We start from the raw sequence: 13,911 nt of genomic DNA, 5'->3' as shown, positions 1-13,911 counted from the left end.
GCTCCGAGCGCCGGCTCAGCGCGCGGCGGAGACCCGCTCCACCGCTTCGGCGACCGAGACGGCCTCACGCTCGCCCGTCCGACGGTCCCAGAACTCCACCTGCCCGTCGGCGGCTCCGCGGCCGACGATGACGATCTTCGGGACGCCGACGAGCTCGGCATCGCCGAACTTGACCCCGGGCGACACCTTCGGGCGGTCGTCGTAGAGCACGTCGAGGCCGGCCGCCTCCAGCTGCGCGGACAGGCCCTCCGCGACGTCGAAGGCGACCTGGTCACGGCCGGCGGCGACGACCTGCACGTCGAACGGCGCGACCGAGGCCGGCCAGATGAGGCCCTTGTCGTCGTTGTTGAGCTCGGCGATGATCGCCAGGATCCGCGTCACGCCGATGCCATACGACCCCATGGTGACCGTGACGAGCTTGCCGTTCTCGTTGAGGACCTTCAGGCCGAGCGCCTCCGCGTACTTCCGCCCGAGCTGGAAGACGTGACCGATCTCCATGCCGCGGGCGAGCTCGACCGGACCGGAGCCGTCGGGCGCCGGGTCGCCGGCGCGCACGTTCGCGATCTCCACGATGCCGTCCGCCTCGAAGTCGCGCCCGGCGACGACCGAGTGCGCGTGCTTCTGGTCGATGTTCGCGCCGGTGACCCAGCTCGTGCCCTCGCTCACGCGGGGGTCGACGAGGTAGCGGATGCCCGTGGCGGACTCCTCGCCGAGCACCGCACCCGTAGGCGACCAGGGACCGATGTACCCCTTCACTAGGAGCGGGTTGTTCTCGAAGTCGTCCGCGGTCGCGGTCTCCACCTCGGCAGGGGCGAAGGCCACCTCGGCACGCTTCTCGTCCACCTCGCGGTCGCCGGGGATGCCGACGATCACGAGCTCACGGGTGCCGTCGAGGTGCTTCAGGGCGAGCACGACGTTCTTGAGCGTGTCGGCGGCGGTGTACTCGCCGTCGAGCTCTCGGTTGCAGTGCGCGACGAGAGTCTCGATGGTGGGCGTGTCGGGCGAATCGAAGATCACCGGAGCGCCATCGGCGTCGAACGGGACCGGAGCGGGCACGGGCGTGCTGAAGGCCTCGACGTTGGCCGCGTACCCCCCGGCGCTGCGGACGAAGGTGTCCTCCCCGACGGGCGTCGGGTGCAGGAACTCCTCGCTCCGCGAACCGCCCATCGCGCCGGCGTCGGCCTGCACGATCGCGTACTCGAGGCCCAGCCGCTGGAAGATGCGCTCGTAGGCGTCCCGCTGCGCCTGGTAGCTCACGTCCAGCCCCTCGTCCGAGGCGTCGAAGGAGTAGGCGTCCTTCATCGTGAACTCGCGCCCGCGGAGGAGACCGGCGCGCGGCCGGGCCTCGTCGCGGTACTTGTCCTGGATCTGGAAGATCGTCAGCGGCAGATCCTTGTACGACGAGTACAGGTCCTTCACCAGCAGCGTGAAGGCCTCCTCGTGCGTCGGCGCCAGGAGGTAATCGCCGCCCTTGCGGTCCTGGAGGCGGAACAGCAGGTCGCCGTACTCGTCCCAGCGCCCGGTCGCCTCGTACGCCTCGCGCGGCATCAGTGCGGGGAAGTGCACCTCCTGGGCACCGGCGGCGGCCATCTCCTCGCGGATGACGGTCTCGATCTTCGCCTTGACGCGCAGCCCGAGCGGCAGCCACGCGAAGATGCCTGCTGCCTGCGGTCGGATGTACCCGGCGCGGATCAGCAGCTTGTGACTGGCGACCTCGGCACCGGCAGGATCTTCGCGGAGCGTACGGAGGAAGAAGTTCGAAAGACGAGTGACCACGGCTCAAGTGTAGTGAGCCGCGGTCACCCGCCTCGTCGCTCAGTTGAGGGCCGGCAGTCCCTGCGGCACGACGCCGCCGCGGTAGAGGCTCTCGGCGAGCTCCTGCAGCGCGGTCAGCGCCACCCGCTGCGGCAGCGGACCGTAGGAGATGCGGGCCACGCCGAGCTTCTCGTACTCGGATGCGGCGAGCGCCCCGGGGATCCCGATCACGCTGACCTTGCGCTCCCCGATGCCCTCGACCAGCTGTCGCGTGACGTTCGCATCGAGGATGCCGGGGACGAACACCGCGGTGGCACCGGCGTCGAGGAAGGCGCGGCCGCGCTGGATGGCATCCGCGATGCTCTGCTCCACGGGCCGCGACCCGGCACGCACGAACGCATCGGTGCGGGCGTTCAGGGCGAAGGGCACGCCCTCGGCCTCCGCAGCCTTCACGATGGACTCGACGACGGCGACCGATTCGTCGAGCGGCTTGAGGCGGTCCTCGACGTTCGCGCCGACGACGCCGGCCGCGATCGCGAGGCGGGTGGTCTCCCCGGCGTCCCCGTATCCGTCGTCCAGGTCGGCGGTGACGGGAACGGACACGGCCGCGGCGATCCGTCCGACCATGTCGATCATGACGTCGCGCGGGGTGCCCCCGTCGTCGTAGCCGAACGACGCCGCGATGCCGTGACCGGCGGTCGCGATCGCCGTGGTCTCCGGCAGTGCGGCGACGGCACGCGCGGAGACGACGTCCCACACGTTCACCACGCGGAGGATCTCCGGGGCGTCATAGAGTCCGACGAGGGTCTGGGCCTTGGCAGCAGTGGTCATGTCCCCACGCTAGCGGCCGGTGCGGGCACGCGGGCCGGATGCCCGGGTTCCCTGCGGCGGTCGACCTAGGCTGGCAGCATGCCCCAGCGCCGCTCGCATGTCGCCCCCTCCGCCGCCCAGACCGAGCTCGCCGCGGCGCTCTCGGCCCTTCGGGAGGATCTGGACGCGTCGACGGAGTTCCCCGCCGACGTACTCGCGGAGGCGGAAGCCGCCACGGCGACTCTCCCCGACCTCGACCTCACGGATGTGCCGTTCGCGACCCTCGATCCGGCCGGTGCCCGCGACCTCGACCAGGCGTTCCACCTGGAACGGGACGGCGACGGCTATCGGGTGCGTTACGCGATCGCGGACGTGCCGGGTTTCGTCACCCCCGGTGGTGCCGTGGACGCGGAGGCCCGCCGGCGCGGACAGACCCTGTACGCCGCGGACGGCTCGATCCCGCTGCACCCACCCGTGCTGAGCGAGGACCGTGCCTCCCTGCTCCCCGACGTCGACCGCTCCGCCCTGGTGTGGACGTTCCACCTGGATGCGGCCGGATCCGTGATCGACTTCCGGTTGGAGCGCGCCCTCATCCGTTCCCGGGCCCAGCTCGACTACGCCTCCACCCAGGAGGCGCTCGACCGGGGCGACGGCGGTCACGCGGCCCTGCTGCCGGAGATCGGCTCCCTCCGTCTGGAGCAGGAGCGCCGCCGCGGTGGCGCCAGCCTGAACATGCCGGACGAGGAGGTCGTGCGCACCGACGACGGCTCCTATGCGATCGAGCGCCGCAGCCCGCTGCCCGTCGAGGAGTGGAACGCGCAGCTGTCGCTCATGACGGGGATGGCGGCCGCCGCGCTCATGATCGACGCGGGCGTCGGCATCCTCCGCACGATGCCGGAACCCGACGAGGCGGCCTTCACTGCCTTCCGGCACCAGACGGAGGCACTCGGGCGCCCGTGGACCGACGGCACCTACGGCGAGTACCTCCGGGGCCTCGACCGCTCCGACCCGATGACGCTCCCGGTGCTGGAGGCCGCCGCCTCGCTGTTCCGCGGCGCGGGGTACCTGGTGTTCGACGGCGAACCACCCGCCGACGCCGTGCAGGCCGCGATCGGAGCACCGTACGCGCACGCGACCGCACCCCTGCGCCGACTGGTCGACCGCTGGGTGCTCGCCATCTGCCTCGCCGTGTCGACCGGGCAGCCGGTGCCGGGATGGGTCCGCTCCTCCCTCGGAGAGCTCCCCGCGCTCATGCAGGAATCGGGTCGGCGGGCGTCGCAGTTGGACGCGGACACCGTGAACCGCGTCGAGGCCGCGCTGCTCACTCCGCTCGTCGGACAGACCATCGAGGCCACGGTGATCGAGCTCCGGGGCGAGCGGGCCGCCGTCCAGATCGCGGACCCTGCAGTGACCACGACCGCGCCGGTGGCCCCCGACACCAAGCCCGGCGATGTGGTGCAGGTGCGCGTCGTGCGCGTGGACATCGGGACGGGTGAGATCGAGCTCGCCCTCTGAGCCCGCCGCCGGGGATCAGGCGAAGACGTCGAATCAGGCGCTCCCGGGCAGGACTGCCTGTACCGCAGCGGCCGCCTGCGTCCGCGCCGGATACCCTGTCGAGATGGATCAGGCAGAGCGCATCGAGCGCTTCCTCGTGGCGCGGTATCCGCGTGCAGGGATCGCGATCGTCGCCGGGAGCACGGCCCGTGGGGAGCGCACGCCCACCAGTGACATCGACCTCCTCCTCATCGACGACGACCTCTTCGCCGACGTGTCACAGGTGAGCGAGGCCGCCACCCACGCGTTCGAGGACGAGATCTTCGAGGTGTTCGCGTACACGGTGGAAGGGTTCCGGGAGTGGGCGGACCGCGGCGTGGCCCAGCACCGCCCCGTCATCGCGCACATGCTCGTGGAAGGAGCCGCGATCCGGTCGACGCCCGCGCTCGCGGAACTGCGGACGCGGTGGTCCGCTGTGCTCGCTCTCGGCTCTGTGCTGAGTGAGACGGAGTCGCGGATCCGGCGGTACGTGATCACCGATCTCCTCGACGACCTCCAGGACGCGACGGACCCTCTCGAGCAGCGCGTCGTCGCCGGCCTGCTGTTCGAGCGCATGGCCGAGCTGATGCTGCTGGCCAGCGGGCAGTGGATCGGATCCGGGAAGTGGCTCCCCCGACGTCTGCGCGCGTGGAGCCCCGAGCGCGCGGACCAGCTCAGCACTCCGCTGCTCGCTGGAGACTTCCCCGGCTTCGCGGCGCGGGTCGATGAGGAGCTGACGATGGCGGGTGGTCGAGTGCAGGCGGGGTTCGTGCGCTGACCTCACTCGTTCACAGGCAGTCACGCGACAGCAGGCGACACCGGCGGCTGGCGCCTGTCCTCGCGTGATCGCCTGACGCGAGGGCTCAGGAGGCGGGAGTCGCGGTCGTCGTCATCACGAGCAGCTGAGGGTCGGACAGGTCCAGGGCCACCGTGATGGCGGCGAATTCCGCGAGGGAACGGACGTGGGTGCCGCCACAGAGGATGACGGCCTCGCCCTCCGGGAGCTCGCAGTGCCAGCGCCGCCGGTCCACGATCGTCGGTCCGTCCACCTCGATGCGGCTCGCGGCAGCCGAGGCGACCCACGCGGCGAGCTGCGCGTTGATGCGGTGCTCGCGGTCGGACAGCGTCGCCGCGAACGTCTCGGTGTCGAAGCCCGCACGGCGCAGGCTCTTGCCCAGGCGGTACTCGTCGACGGCGCCGTCCTCGTGGATGCGGCTGGACTGGTTCGCCCGTCCCTCGAAGTCCGGGTTTCCCAGCGCATCCTCCCCCGGGTCCTTGCGCCAAAGGTCCGAGACGGCGATATCGAGAGCGAGGGAGGCGAGGTGGCACGCGGTGTGACCGCGGCTGAGGCCGGCACGGTGCGCCTCGTCGACCGAGAGGGCCACGCGCGTCCCCTCCGCGAGCCAGGCGGGCGCGGCACCATCGAGCCGCTGGCCCACCAGCCAGGTCCACCCCTCGGTCCCGCGCTTGACGGGGATCGCGCTGCCCACCGCGAACGCGCCGTCATCCGAGACCGCCGCCATGAGCGCCTCGGTCACGTGGACGGCTCCGTCCTCGCCGGAGATCTCGCCGGTATCGCCGGGCTGATCGGGCCACGTGTGATCGACGGGGTGGAACGGCGTGGCGTCGACGACGACCACGGCTCCGTCGGCATCGTCCGCCACGCGGGTCACGACGGCGTCTCCACGGAGGCTGCCGTCCGGGAAGGTGACGATCGTGGGCGTGGTCATGGGGCTCCTCGGAGAGACGACGGAACGATGGTGCCGATCAGGCACGGGGTGTCAGTGGGACGGTGGGATCGTGAAGCTGGCGAGCCGGTCGCCGTCGACGACGAAGATCCCATCGGACTCGCCGTTGAAGACGCGACTGCTCCACCCGAAGCGGATGCGCGTCATGTCGCCGTCCGTGGTGGCGGAGAGCACGGTCATCCGTGCCGCGGCGCCGATCGCGTCGCTGTCCGCCCAGCCGCGCACGCCGTCGGCACCGGCTTTCACGGTGCCCCAGTCGCTCACGAAGCCGTCCGCGGTGAACGCGGCGACGAAGGCCTCGGTGTCTCCGGCATTGATCGCGTCGATCATCGTCTGGACCGGCGCGGGCAGGAGGATGTCGGACACGGCACTCCTCGGATCAGGCGGTGACGACCTGGGCGGTGCCGAGCGGAGCGTCCGGGCCCATCTCGGCGGCGATGCGGTTCGCCTCCTCGATGAGGGTGGCGACGATGTCAGCCTCCGGGACGGTCTTGATGACCTCGCCCTTGACGAAGATCTGGCCCTTGCCGTTGCCGGACGCGACACCGAGGTCGGCCTCGCGCGCCTCACCCGGGCCGTTCACGACGCAGCCCATGACGGCGACGCGCAGCGGCACCGTCATCTCCTTGAGCCCCTCGGTGACGTCTTCCGCGAGCGTGTAGACGTCGACCTGAGCCCGACCGCACGAGGGGCACGAGACGATCTCGAGCTTGCGCTCCCGGAGGTTGAGGGACTGGAGGATCTGGTGACCGACCTTGACCTCCTCGGCCGGCGGCGCGGACAGCGAGACGCGGATGGTGTCGCCGATGCCCTCCCCCAGCAGGATGCCGAACGCGGTCGCGCTCTTGATCGTGCCCTGGAAGGCCGGTCCCGCCTCGGTCACGCCGAGGTGCAGCGGCCAGTCGCCCCGCTCGGCGAGCTGGCGGTAGGCCTTGACCATCACGACCGGGTCGTTGTGCTTCACCGAGATCTTGAAGTCGTGGAAGTCGTGCTCCTCGAACAGCGACGCCTCCCAGACAGCGCTCTCGACGAGGGCCTCCGGCGTGGCCTTGCCGTACTTCTCGAGCAGGCGACGGTCGAGGGAGCCCGCGTTGACGCCGATACGGAGCGAGACGCCCGCGTCCTTCGCTGCCTTGGCGATCTCGCCGACCTGGTCGTCGAACTTCCGGATGTTGCCCGGGTTGACCCGCACGGCGGCGCAGCCGGCGTCGATCGCCTGGAAGACGTACTTCGGCTGGAAGTGGATGTCCGCGATGACCGGGATCTGGCTCTTCTTCGCGATGATGTGCAGCACGTCGGCGTCGTCCTGCGAGGGCACGGCGACCCGGACGATCTCGCAGCCGGAGGCGGTGAGCTCCGCGATCTGCTGCAGAGTCCCGTTGATGTCGGTGGTCTTCGTCGTCGTCATCGACTGCACGCTGACGGGCGCATCGCCGCCGACGAGCACCTTGCCCACCTTGATCTGACGGGACTTGCGACGCGGGGCGAGGACTTCGGGGACCTTCGGCATCCCAAGATTCACTGCTGGCACGATCCCAGCCTACGCCGCCAGGATGCGGAAGGGCTGGATGCGGCGGGTGTGGTAGTTTCGCCCCATGATCGCGCACATCACCTGGTGGCCCGCCTCCTAGGCGGTGTGTTCGCGTTCCCTCGAATCCAGACCGCCTCCGGGGCGGTCTTTTCGTTGCGCCGAGCCGGAGCCCTCGCACAGGAGACATCGATGACCCTCTCTCGCCTCGACGAGCTCAGCGCCGATCCCACCGCGTCCTTCGTGCTGATCGCCCGTGACGGCGCGGACACCGTGGAGCTGCTCACCGGCGCCGTGACCGACGTCGAGCTGCTCTCCGACATCCCTCTGACGTCCGAGGGAGAGCCCCGGGAGGTCTTCGCCCTCGTCCCCTACCGGCAGGTCCGAGAGCGCGGATTCGTCGCGCAGGACGACGGGGCGCCGCTGCGCTGCATCGTCGTGGACGAGCACCTCCATCTGCCGACCGCGGCTGTGCTCGATGCGCTTCCTACCGCGCCGATCCCACTGCGCGACGAGGGCTTCGACATCGCCGACGAGGAGTACGCCGCCATCGTCGAGACCGTGATCGCCGACGAGATCGGCCGCGGCGAGGGGGCGAACTTCGTCATCCGTCGCGACTTCACGGCGACCGTCGAGGCGGACGAACGGCAGGCGGCCCTCACCTGGTTCCGGGCTCTGCTCGCCCATGAGCGCGGGGCCTACTGGACGTTCGCGGTGTTCACCCCCGGCCACATCGCGGTGGGGGCGAGCCCGGAGGCACACGTCGTGGCCCGCGGTGGCGTCGTCACCATGAACCCCATCTCGGGGACCTTCCGGCATCCGGCGGGCGGCGCGACGAAGGAGACGCTGACCGACTTCCTGGCCTCGACCAAGGAGACCGAGGAGCTGTTCATGGTCGTGGACGAGGAGCTCAAGATGATGAGCGCCGTCTGTGCCGACGGCGGACGCATCACGGGCCCGCATCTGAAGGAGATGTCGCGGCTGACGCACACGGAGTACATGCTGCGCGGCCGGAGCGCTCTGGACCCCCGGGACATCCTCCGCGAGACGATGTTCGCCCCCACCGTCACCGGCTCCCCCATGCAGAACGCCTGCGCCGTGATCCGGCGGCACGAGCGCAAGCCGCGGGGCTACTACTCCGGCGTCGCCGCGCTCTTCACCCCCAACGCCGACGGCGGCCACGACCTCGACGCGCCGATCCTCATCCGCACGGTGTATCTGCAGGACGGCGAGCTGAGCGTTCCCGTCGGCGCCACCCTCGTCCGCCACTCCGACCCGCACGGCGAGGTCTCCGAGACCCACGGCAAGGCAGCGGGTGTGCTCGGCGCCATCGGCGCGATCGACCGGGACCGTGTGGCGGAAGCCCGCAGCGACGCCGACGCCCCCGGTGAGCCCCGGCGTCTCGCCGACGACCCGGACGTCGCCGCGCTCCTCTCCTCGCGCAACGCCCGCCTCGCCGAGTTCTGGCTGAACCCGCAGGGTGAGGACTTCACGGGGCCGTTCTCCGGCCGCTCCGCCCTCGTGGTCGACGCCGAGGACCGCTTCACGACGATGCTCGCGCATCAGCTGCGGCACCTCGGGCTCGACGTGACCATCGCGTCCTGGGACGACGTGGACGACGAGGCGGTCGAGACGGCCGATCTCGTCGTCGCCGGCCCCGGCCCCGGCGACCCCCGAGACGACGCGAGCCCGCGCATCGCCCGGATGCGCGAGGTCGTGGCGGCCAGCCTGCAGGCGCATGCCCCGCTGCTCGCGGTCTGCCTGAGCCACCAGATCCTGGCGGACCGGATGGGGATCGCGCTGACGCCCCTCGACGCTCCGCACCAGGGGCTACAGAAGGCCGTGCCGGTGTTCGGCGAGGACGCCTCGATCGGGTTCTACAACACCTTCACGGCACGGGTCGACCCCGGAGTGACGACGGTGGGCGCGGCCGAGGTGTCGGCGGATCCGGCGACCGGCGACGTCTACGCCCTCCGGGGCGACGGGTTCGCATCGGTGCAGGGCCACCTCGAGTCGATCCTGTCCCGCGACGGCATCCGCACGCTGGAGCGTCTGGTCGCACACGCCCTGCGCTGAGTGCGTCCCGGTCGCTCAGCCCAGCAGCTTGACCGGGTTGAAGAGGTCGGCCACCAGCAGCAGAGCTCCCATCGCGATCAGCAGCGTCGCGACGACGACGGTCAGCGGGACGAGTTTCGTGGCGTCGACCGGAGCCGGCGGCGGCCGCCGGAAGAGCTTCGCCCACGCCCGCTTGATCCCTTCCCAGAGCGCGACGACGATGTGTCCGCCGTCGAGGGGCAGCAGCGGGATGAGGTTGAACACGAAGAGCGCGACGTTGAGCGACCCGAGGAGGCCGAGCAGCACGGCGAAGCGGTTGAGGACCGGCGCGTCCGTCGCGGCCACCTCGCCCGCCAGACGCCCGACACCGACGACGCTCAGCGGCCCGTTCGGATCGCGTTCCCCACCCGTCACCAACGACACACCCACGTCCCACAGCCGCACGGGCAGCGTGACGATCAGCGAGCCGACCCGGGCGACCGTGTCCGCCGCCATCTGCGGTCCGGCGGTGAGCGGCTGCTGCACGTAGCCCATCTGCGCGATCATGCCCGCGTAGCCGACCTCCTTCACGACGGGTTCGCCGTCGTCGTCGAGCACCGGCTGCCCGCTCGCATCCGTGATGGTGCGCTCCGCGGCGATCGGCGCGAGGGTGAGCGTCTGCTCCGTGCCGTCCCGGCGCACGACGAGATCGAGGGGCTGCCCCGGCGAGGCCTGCACGATCGCCGTCGCCTCGGCGAAGGTCGCCACCGGTGTCCCGTCGATCGAGACGAGGACGTCCCCTGGCTGCACGTCGGCCGCCGCCGCCGGAGACTCCGGATCGTCGGCACCGCATTCGGTCGCCGACGATGAGGCCGGGACCACGCATTCGTTCACCGCCGCGACCGTCGTGGTGCCCTGCTGCACGCCGATTCCGCTGACGAGGACGGTGAAGATGACCACGGCCAGCACGAGGTTCATGAGCGGTCCGCCGAGCATGACGATCACGCGCTTCCAGACCGGCAGCTTGTAGAAGACCCGATCCTCGGCGCCCTCGGCGATCGTCTCGTCGTTGGCCGAGCGCGCATCCTGGATGAGCGTGCGGAACGCGCCGGACGCGGGTCCGCTGTCCTTCGACGACGGATACATCCCCGACATCGAGATGAAGCCGCCGAGAGGCAGGAGCTTGAAGCCGTACTCCGTCTCGCCGATCCGCTTCGACCACAGGCGCGGCCCGAAGCCGATCATGTACTGGCCGACACGCACGCCGAAGAGCTTCGCAGGGACGAGGTGACCGACCTCGTGCAGACCGATCGAGAGCCCGAGGCCGATCAGCATGAACACGATGCCGCCCAGATAGAGCAGGAATTCCACGTGCCCACGCTACTGCCCACCGCCTAGGAATCCGCCCGGCTCGCACAGCATGGCTAGGCTGGCGGGATGACGTCCCGGCAGCTGCGCTTCCTCCGCGCCGCCGCCGTGTCCGCGATCGCCACGCTCCTCGCAGCCGTGTCGCACACGCTCGCCGGCGGCGCCGCTCCGCACCCCCTGCTCATCGCCGCCGTCGCGGTGCTCTTCGTCCCCCTCTCCGCCGCGGTGGCCGGCGGTCGGCCGTCACGCGCACGGGTCGCCGTGGCCGTGCTCCTGGCGCAGGCCGCGTTCCACCTGCTCTTCCAGCTTCTGGGTGCGCCCACAGCGGGGGGCGCGTCCGTCATCGGCACGCACGCGCATCACCTCGACCTGGGCGCGCTCGCACCGCTGTCCCCGGCTCCCGGCCCGGACACGCTGATGCTGTCGGCGCACCTCGCCTGCGCGGTGCTGACCACGCTGCTGCTGTGGCACGGCGAGAGCGTGTTGCGCGCGATCGCCCGCTGGTTCCAGGCCGCGCTCCGGCGCGCGGCGACTCCCACCTCCGCGCCTCCCGCACCGCCGCGTCCGCTGCGCTCCGCTCTCCGCTCTCCGCTCGATGCCGCGATGACCGTGGTGGTGTCGCGGCGCGGTCCGCCGGTGCCCGTCGGCGGCTGAGCCGCCCCGCCGACCCTGCCGTCCTCGAGAGACGGCCCCTTCGGGCCGCGCTGTTCCCGCGCGCCCCACACGAGCATCTGGAGACCCCATGTCGAACCCCACCATCCGCCCCCGCCGTCCGCGCCGCGCCCTCCTCGGAGCCACCGGCATCATCGGCGGACTCGCCCTCGCCCTCGCCGTCCCGGCGATGGCCGGCGCCCACGTCACCGTCAGCCCTGACGAGCTCGCCGCCGGTGACCATGGCGTGCTGACCTTCTCCTTCTCGCACGGGTGCGGCACCTCGCCCACCACAGCCCTGCGCGTCACCATGCCGGAGGGCCTCGCCTCCGTCGCCCCGACGCTCGACGGCGACTGGAGCATCCAGGTGGAACGCGGCGACGACGGTCTCGTGAGCGCGGTCACCTACACCGCCCTCACGCCCGTGCCGACCGACCTCCGCGGCGCCGTCAGCATGTCGGTGGGACTGGACGAGGACACGCCCGAGACGCTCGCCTTCCCGGTGGTCCAGCAGTGCGTCGACGGGGCGACGGAGTGGACGCAGCTCGCCGAGAAGGGCGAGGACCCGCACGACCTCGACTCCCCCGCTCCCGTCGTGACGGTGACGGACAACGCCGAGGGCGGTCACGGCACGAGCACCGTACCGCAGCCCGCGACGGCCGACACCGGCGACGACGCCCTGGGTATCGCGCTGGGCGCCGGCGGCCTCCTGGCCGGTGTCGCGGCGCTCGTGGTCGCCGTGCTCGCGTTCCGCCGCCGCGCCTGAGCGTCCCGGGTCCGCCGCGCCCTGCTCCGGCGCGCGGCGGACCGACCCGCCCGGGGCGACACCGCCGTCATGAGAACATGGAGACGACATGTCGATGGAACAACAGCCGACCCTGCCCCCCGTGCTCCGCCCCGCGAACCCGCCCCGGCGCGAGCTGTCCGAACTCGCCTCCCGATTCGCCCGCTCCGTGCGCGGCGACGTGGAGGGCGTCGCTCTCAGTGGCATCACCCTCGCCACGGCGGACCTGCGTCCCGGCGAGGCGTTCGTCGCGATCCGCGGCGTGAACCGCCACGGCGCGGACTTCGCCAAGACCGCTGCCGAGAAGGGGGCGGTCGCCGTGATCACGGACCAGGCGGGCGCCGACATCGCCGCGGACGCCGGCCTCCCGATCCTCATCGTCGACGACCCCCGCGGCGTGCTCGGCGCGCTGAGCGCCTGGGTGTACGGCACGGGAGCGGAGGACCCGCTCCCCCTCCTCTTCGCGACCACCGGGACGAACGGCAAGACGAGCGTCTCGCACCTCCTCGAGGGCATCCTCGAACAGATGGGCGTCGTCACCGGGCTCTCCTCCACGGCCGAACGACACATCGCGGGCGAGGTCATCGTCTCGCGGCTCACCACCCCTGAGGCGTCGGAGATGCACGCCCTGCTCGCGCTGATGCGGGAGCGCGAGGTCGAGGCCGTCGCGGTCGAGGTCAGCGCCCAGGCCCTCTCCCGGCACCGTGTCGACGGCATCCGGTTCGACGTCGCGGGATTCACGAACCTCAGCCACGACCACCTCGACGACTACGCCGACATGGAGGAGTACTTCGAGGCGAAGCTGCCGCTCTTCCGGCCCGATCGCGCCGTCCGCGGCGTCGTGTGCCTCGACTCCTCCTCCGGGGCCCTGGTCGTGGAGCGCTCCGAGATCCCCGTCATCACCGTCGGGACGCCCTCCATCGCCGCCGACGCCGATCAGGCATCGCGAGCGGACTGGGTGGTCGTCATCGACGACGAGCGGACGACCGGAACGACGTTCACGATGACGGGACCGGCTGGCACGCTCACCACGACCGTCCCGGTGATCGGCCCCCACATGGCCGCGAACGCGGCGCTCGCGATCGTCATGCTGCTCGAGGGCGGCTATGCCTGGGAGCGGATCGTCGAGGCCCTGCAGCGCGACGGCGGCATCCACGCCTACCTGCCAGGGCGCACGCAGCTCGTCTCAGGCGCGCGGGGGCCGGCCGTCTTCGTCGACTTCGGCCACTCGCCCGACGCCTTCGAGAAGACCCTGGCCGCCGTGCGGCGGGTGACTCCCGGCAAGGTGCTCATGCTCTTCGGGGCCGACGGGGACCGGGACGCCAGCAAGCGCTTCGACATGGCCCGCACCGCGGTGGAGGGGAGCGACATCCTCGTCGTGACGGATCACCACCCGCGATTCGAAGACCCGGCGTCGATCCGCGCGACGCTCGTCGACGGCGCGCGTCGCGCCCGTCCCGACGCCGAGATCCACGAGTACTCCCCGCCGGAGGCCGCGATCGTGGCCGCCGTCGGACTCGTCGGCGACGGCGACGCGATCCTCTGGGCCGGCCCCGGGCACCAGGACTACCGCGACATCCGAGGGGTGCGGACGCCGTACTCGGCCCGCGAGCTCTCCCGGCGTGCGTTGAAGGCCGCCGGCTGGCCGGTGCCGGAGCCGCGCTGGCCCGTGCCGTACCCGGACGAGGACTGAGCCCGCG

General features: G+C 71.5%; 12 protein-coding genes. 6 read left to right on the top strand and 6 right to left on the bottom strand.

Features of this window, described 5'->3' with window-relative positions:
* Nucleotides 1-15 precede the first annotated feature (15 nt).
* Both MICNX66_RS06765 and MICNX66_RS06760 read right to left on the bottom strand, forming a co-directional pair.
* Nucleotides 16-1,776 carry a proline--tRNA ligase gene (locus tag MICNX66_RS06765; protein ID WP_187663841.1) on the bottom strand — a complete coding sequence of 587 codons (1,761 nt, stop codon included), beginning with the start codon at nt 1,774-1,776 and terminating at the stop codon, nt 16-18.
* Nucleotides 1,777-1,815: 39 nt separating this feature from the next.
* Nucleotides 1,816-2,586 carry an isocitrate lyase/PEP mutase family protein gene (locus MICNX66_RS06760; RefSeq protein WP_187663840.1) on the bottom strand — a complete coding sequence of 257 codons (771 nt, stop codon included), beginning with the start codon at nt 2,584-2,586 and terminating at the stop codon, nt 1,816-1,818.
* Nucleotides 2,587-2,664: 78 nt separating this feature from the next.
* Between MICNX66_RS06760 and MICNX66_RS06755 the strand changes: the two genes are divergently transcribed.
* Both MICNX66_RS06755 and MICNX66_RS06750 read left to right on the top strand, forming a co-directional pair.
* Nucleotides 2,665-4,080, top strand: coding sequence for an RNB domain-containing ribonuclease (locus MICNX66_RS06755; RefSeq protein ID WP_187663839.1), 1,416 nt, complete (start codon nt 2,665-2,667; stop codon nt 4,078-4,080).
* A gap of 103 nt (nt 4,081-4,183) precedes the next feature.
* The gene (locus MICNX66_RS06750) at nt 4,184-4,876 is read left to right on the top strand and encodes a nucleotidyltransferase domain-containing protein (RefSeq protein WP_187663838.1); all 693 of its coding nucleotides are present in this window, start codon (nt 4,184-4,186) and stop codon (nt 4,874-4,876) included.
* 85 nt (nt 4,877-4,961) lie between these two features.
* On the opposite strand, the gene MICNX66_RS06745 is transcribed toward MICNX66_RS06750, so the two are convergent.
* From MICNX66_RS06745 to ispG, 3 genes are read right to left on the bottom strand one after another with little or no spacing between them, the layout of a single operon-like run.
* Nucleotides 4,962-5,828 (bottom strand): hypothetical protein, encoded by an 867-nt coding sequence (locus MICNX66_RS06745; protein WP_187663837.1) that lies wholly within the window; start codon nt 5,826-5,828, stop codon nt 4,962-4,964.
* A gap of 51 nt (nt 5,829-5,879) precedes the next feature.
* Entirely contained in the window at nt 5,880-6,212 is a 333-nt protein-coding gene (locus MICNX66_RS06740) for a nuclear transport factor 2 family protein (RefSeq protein WP_187663836.1), read from the bottom strand.
* A gap of 13 nt (nt 6,213-6,225) precedes the next feature.
* The gene (gene ispG / locus MICNX66_RS06735; protein ID WP_025103167.1) at nt 6,226-7,356 is read right to left on the bottom strand and encodes a flavodoxin-dependent (E)-4-hydroxy-3-methylbut-2-enyl-diphosphate synthase; all 1,131 of its coding nucleotides are present in this window, start codon (nt 7,354-7,356) and stop codon (nt 6,226-6,228) included.
* Nucleotides 7,357-7,566: 210 nt separating this feature from the next.
* Between ispG and MICNX66_RS06730 the strand changes: the two genes are divergently transcribed.
* Nucleotides 7,567-9,450 carry a chorismate-binding protein gene (locus MICNX66_RS06730; protein WP_187663835.1) on the top strand — a complete coding sequence of 628 codons (1,884 nt, stop codon included), beginning with the start codon at nt 7,567-7,569 and terminating at the stop codon, nt 9,448-9,450.
* 15 nt (nt 9,451-9,465) lie between these two features.
* Here MICNX66_RS06730 and MICNX66_RS06725 read toward each other — a convergent pair whose 3' ends face one another.
* Nucleotides 9,466-10,779, bottom strand: coding sequence for a M50 family metallopeptidase (locus MICNX66_RS06725; RefSeq protein WP_187663834.1), 1,314 nt, complete (start codon nt 10,777-10,779; stop codon nt 9,466-9,468).
* 66 nt (nt 10,780-10,845) lie between these two features.
* On the opposite strand from MICNX66_RS06725, the gene MICNX66_RS06720 reads away from it, so the two are divergent.
* The 3 genes from MICNX66_RS06720 to MICNX66_RS06710 all read left to right on the top strand — a co-directional run bounded on the left by MICNX66_RS06720 (nt 10,846) and on the right by MICNX66_RS06710 (nt 13,904).
* Nucleotides 10,846-11,430, top strand: coding sequence for a hypothetical protein (locus MICNX66_RS06720; RefSeq protein WP_187663833.1), 585 nt, complete (start codon nt 10,846-10,848; stop codon nt 11,428-11,430).
* Nucleotides 11,431-11,518: 88 nt separating this feature from the next.
* The gene (locus MICNX66_RS06715) at nt 11,519-12,193 is read left to right on the top strand and encodes a YcnI family copper-binding membrane protein (protein ID WP_187663832.1); all 675 of its coding nucleotides are present in this window, start codon (nt 11,519-11,521) and stop codon (nt 12,191-12,193) included.
* A gap of 94 nt (nt 12,194-12,287) precedes the next feature.
* Nucleotides 12,288-13,904 (top strand): Mur ligase family protein, encoded by a 1,617-nt coding sequence (locus MICNX66_RS06710; RefSeq protein WP_187664138.1) that lies wholly within the window; start codon nt 12,288-12,290, stop codon nt 13,902-13,904.
* The last annotated feature ends 7 nt before the right edge of the window (nt 13,905-13,911 follow it).

Origin of the sequence: Microbacterium sp. Nx66 (assembly GCF_904066215.1) — a bacterium.
Lineage (GTDB): Bacteria > Actinomycetota > Actinomycetes > Actinomycetales > Microbacteriaceae > Microbacterium > Microbacterium meiriae.
The sequence above is the reverse complement of the archived record's forward strand: the minus strand, read 5'-3'. Positions and strand labels throughout refer to the sequence as shown.

What these genes read in the sequence shown, in the direction of transcription:
- MICNX66_RS06760 (WP_187663840.1), bottom strand. Translation starts at nt 2,586, where the DNA reads ATGACCACTGCTGCCAAGGCCCAGACCCTCGTCGGACTCTATGACGCC.
- MICNX66_RS06755 (WP_187663839.1), top strand. Translation starts at nt 2,665, where the DNA reads ATGCCCCAGCGCCGCTCGCATGTCGCCCCCTCCGCCGCCCAGACCGAG.
- MICNX66_RS06750 (WP_187663838.1), top strand. Translation starts at nt 4,184, where the DNA reads ATGGATCAGGCAGAGCGCATCGAGCGCTTCCTCGTGGCGCGGTATCCG.
- MICNX66_RS06745 (WP_187663837.1), bottom strand. Translation starts at nt 5,828, where the DNA reads ATGACCACGCCCACGATCGTCACCTTCCCGGACGGCAGCCTCCGTGGA.
- ispG (WP_025103167.1), bottom strand. Translation starts at nt 7,356, where the DNA reads ATGCCGAAGGTCCCCGAAGTCCTCGCCCCGCGTCGCAAGTCCCGTCAG.
- MICNX66_RS06730 (WP_187663835.1), top strand. Translation starts at nt 7,567, where the DNA reads ATGACCCTCTCTCGCCTCGACGAGCTCAGCGCCGATCCCACCGCGTCC.
- MICNX66_RS06720 (WP_187663833.1), top strand. Translation starts at nt 10,846, where the DNA reads ATGACGTCCCGGCAGCTGCGCTTCCTCCGCGCCGCCGCCGTGTCCGCG.
- MICNX66_RS06715 (WP_187663832.1), top strand. Translation starts at nt 11,519, where the DNA reads ATGTCGAACCCCACCATCCGCCCCCGCCGTCCGCGCCGCGCCCTCCTC.
- MICNX66_RS06710 (WP_187664138.1), top strand. Translation starts at nt 12,288, where the DNA reads ATGGAACAACAGCCGACCCTGCCCCCCGTGCTCCGCCCCGCGAACCCG.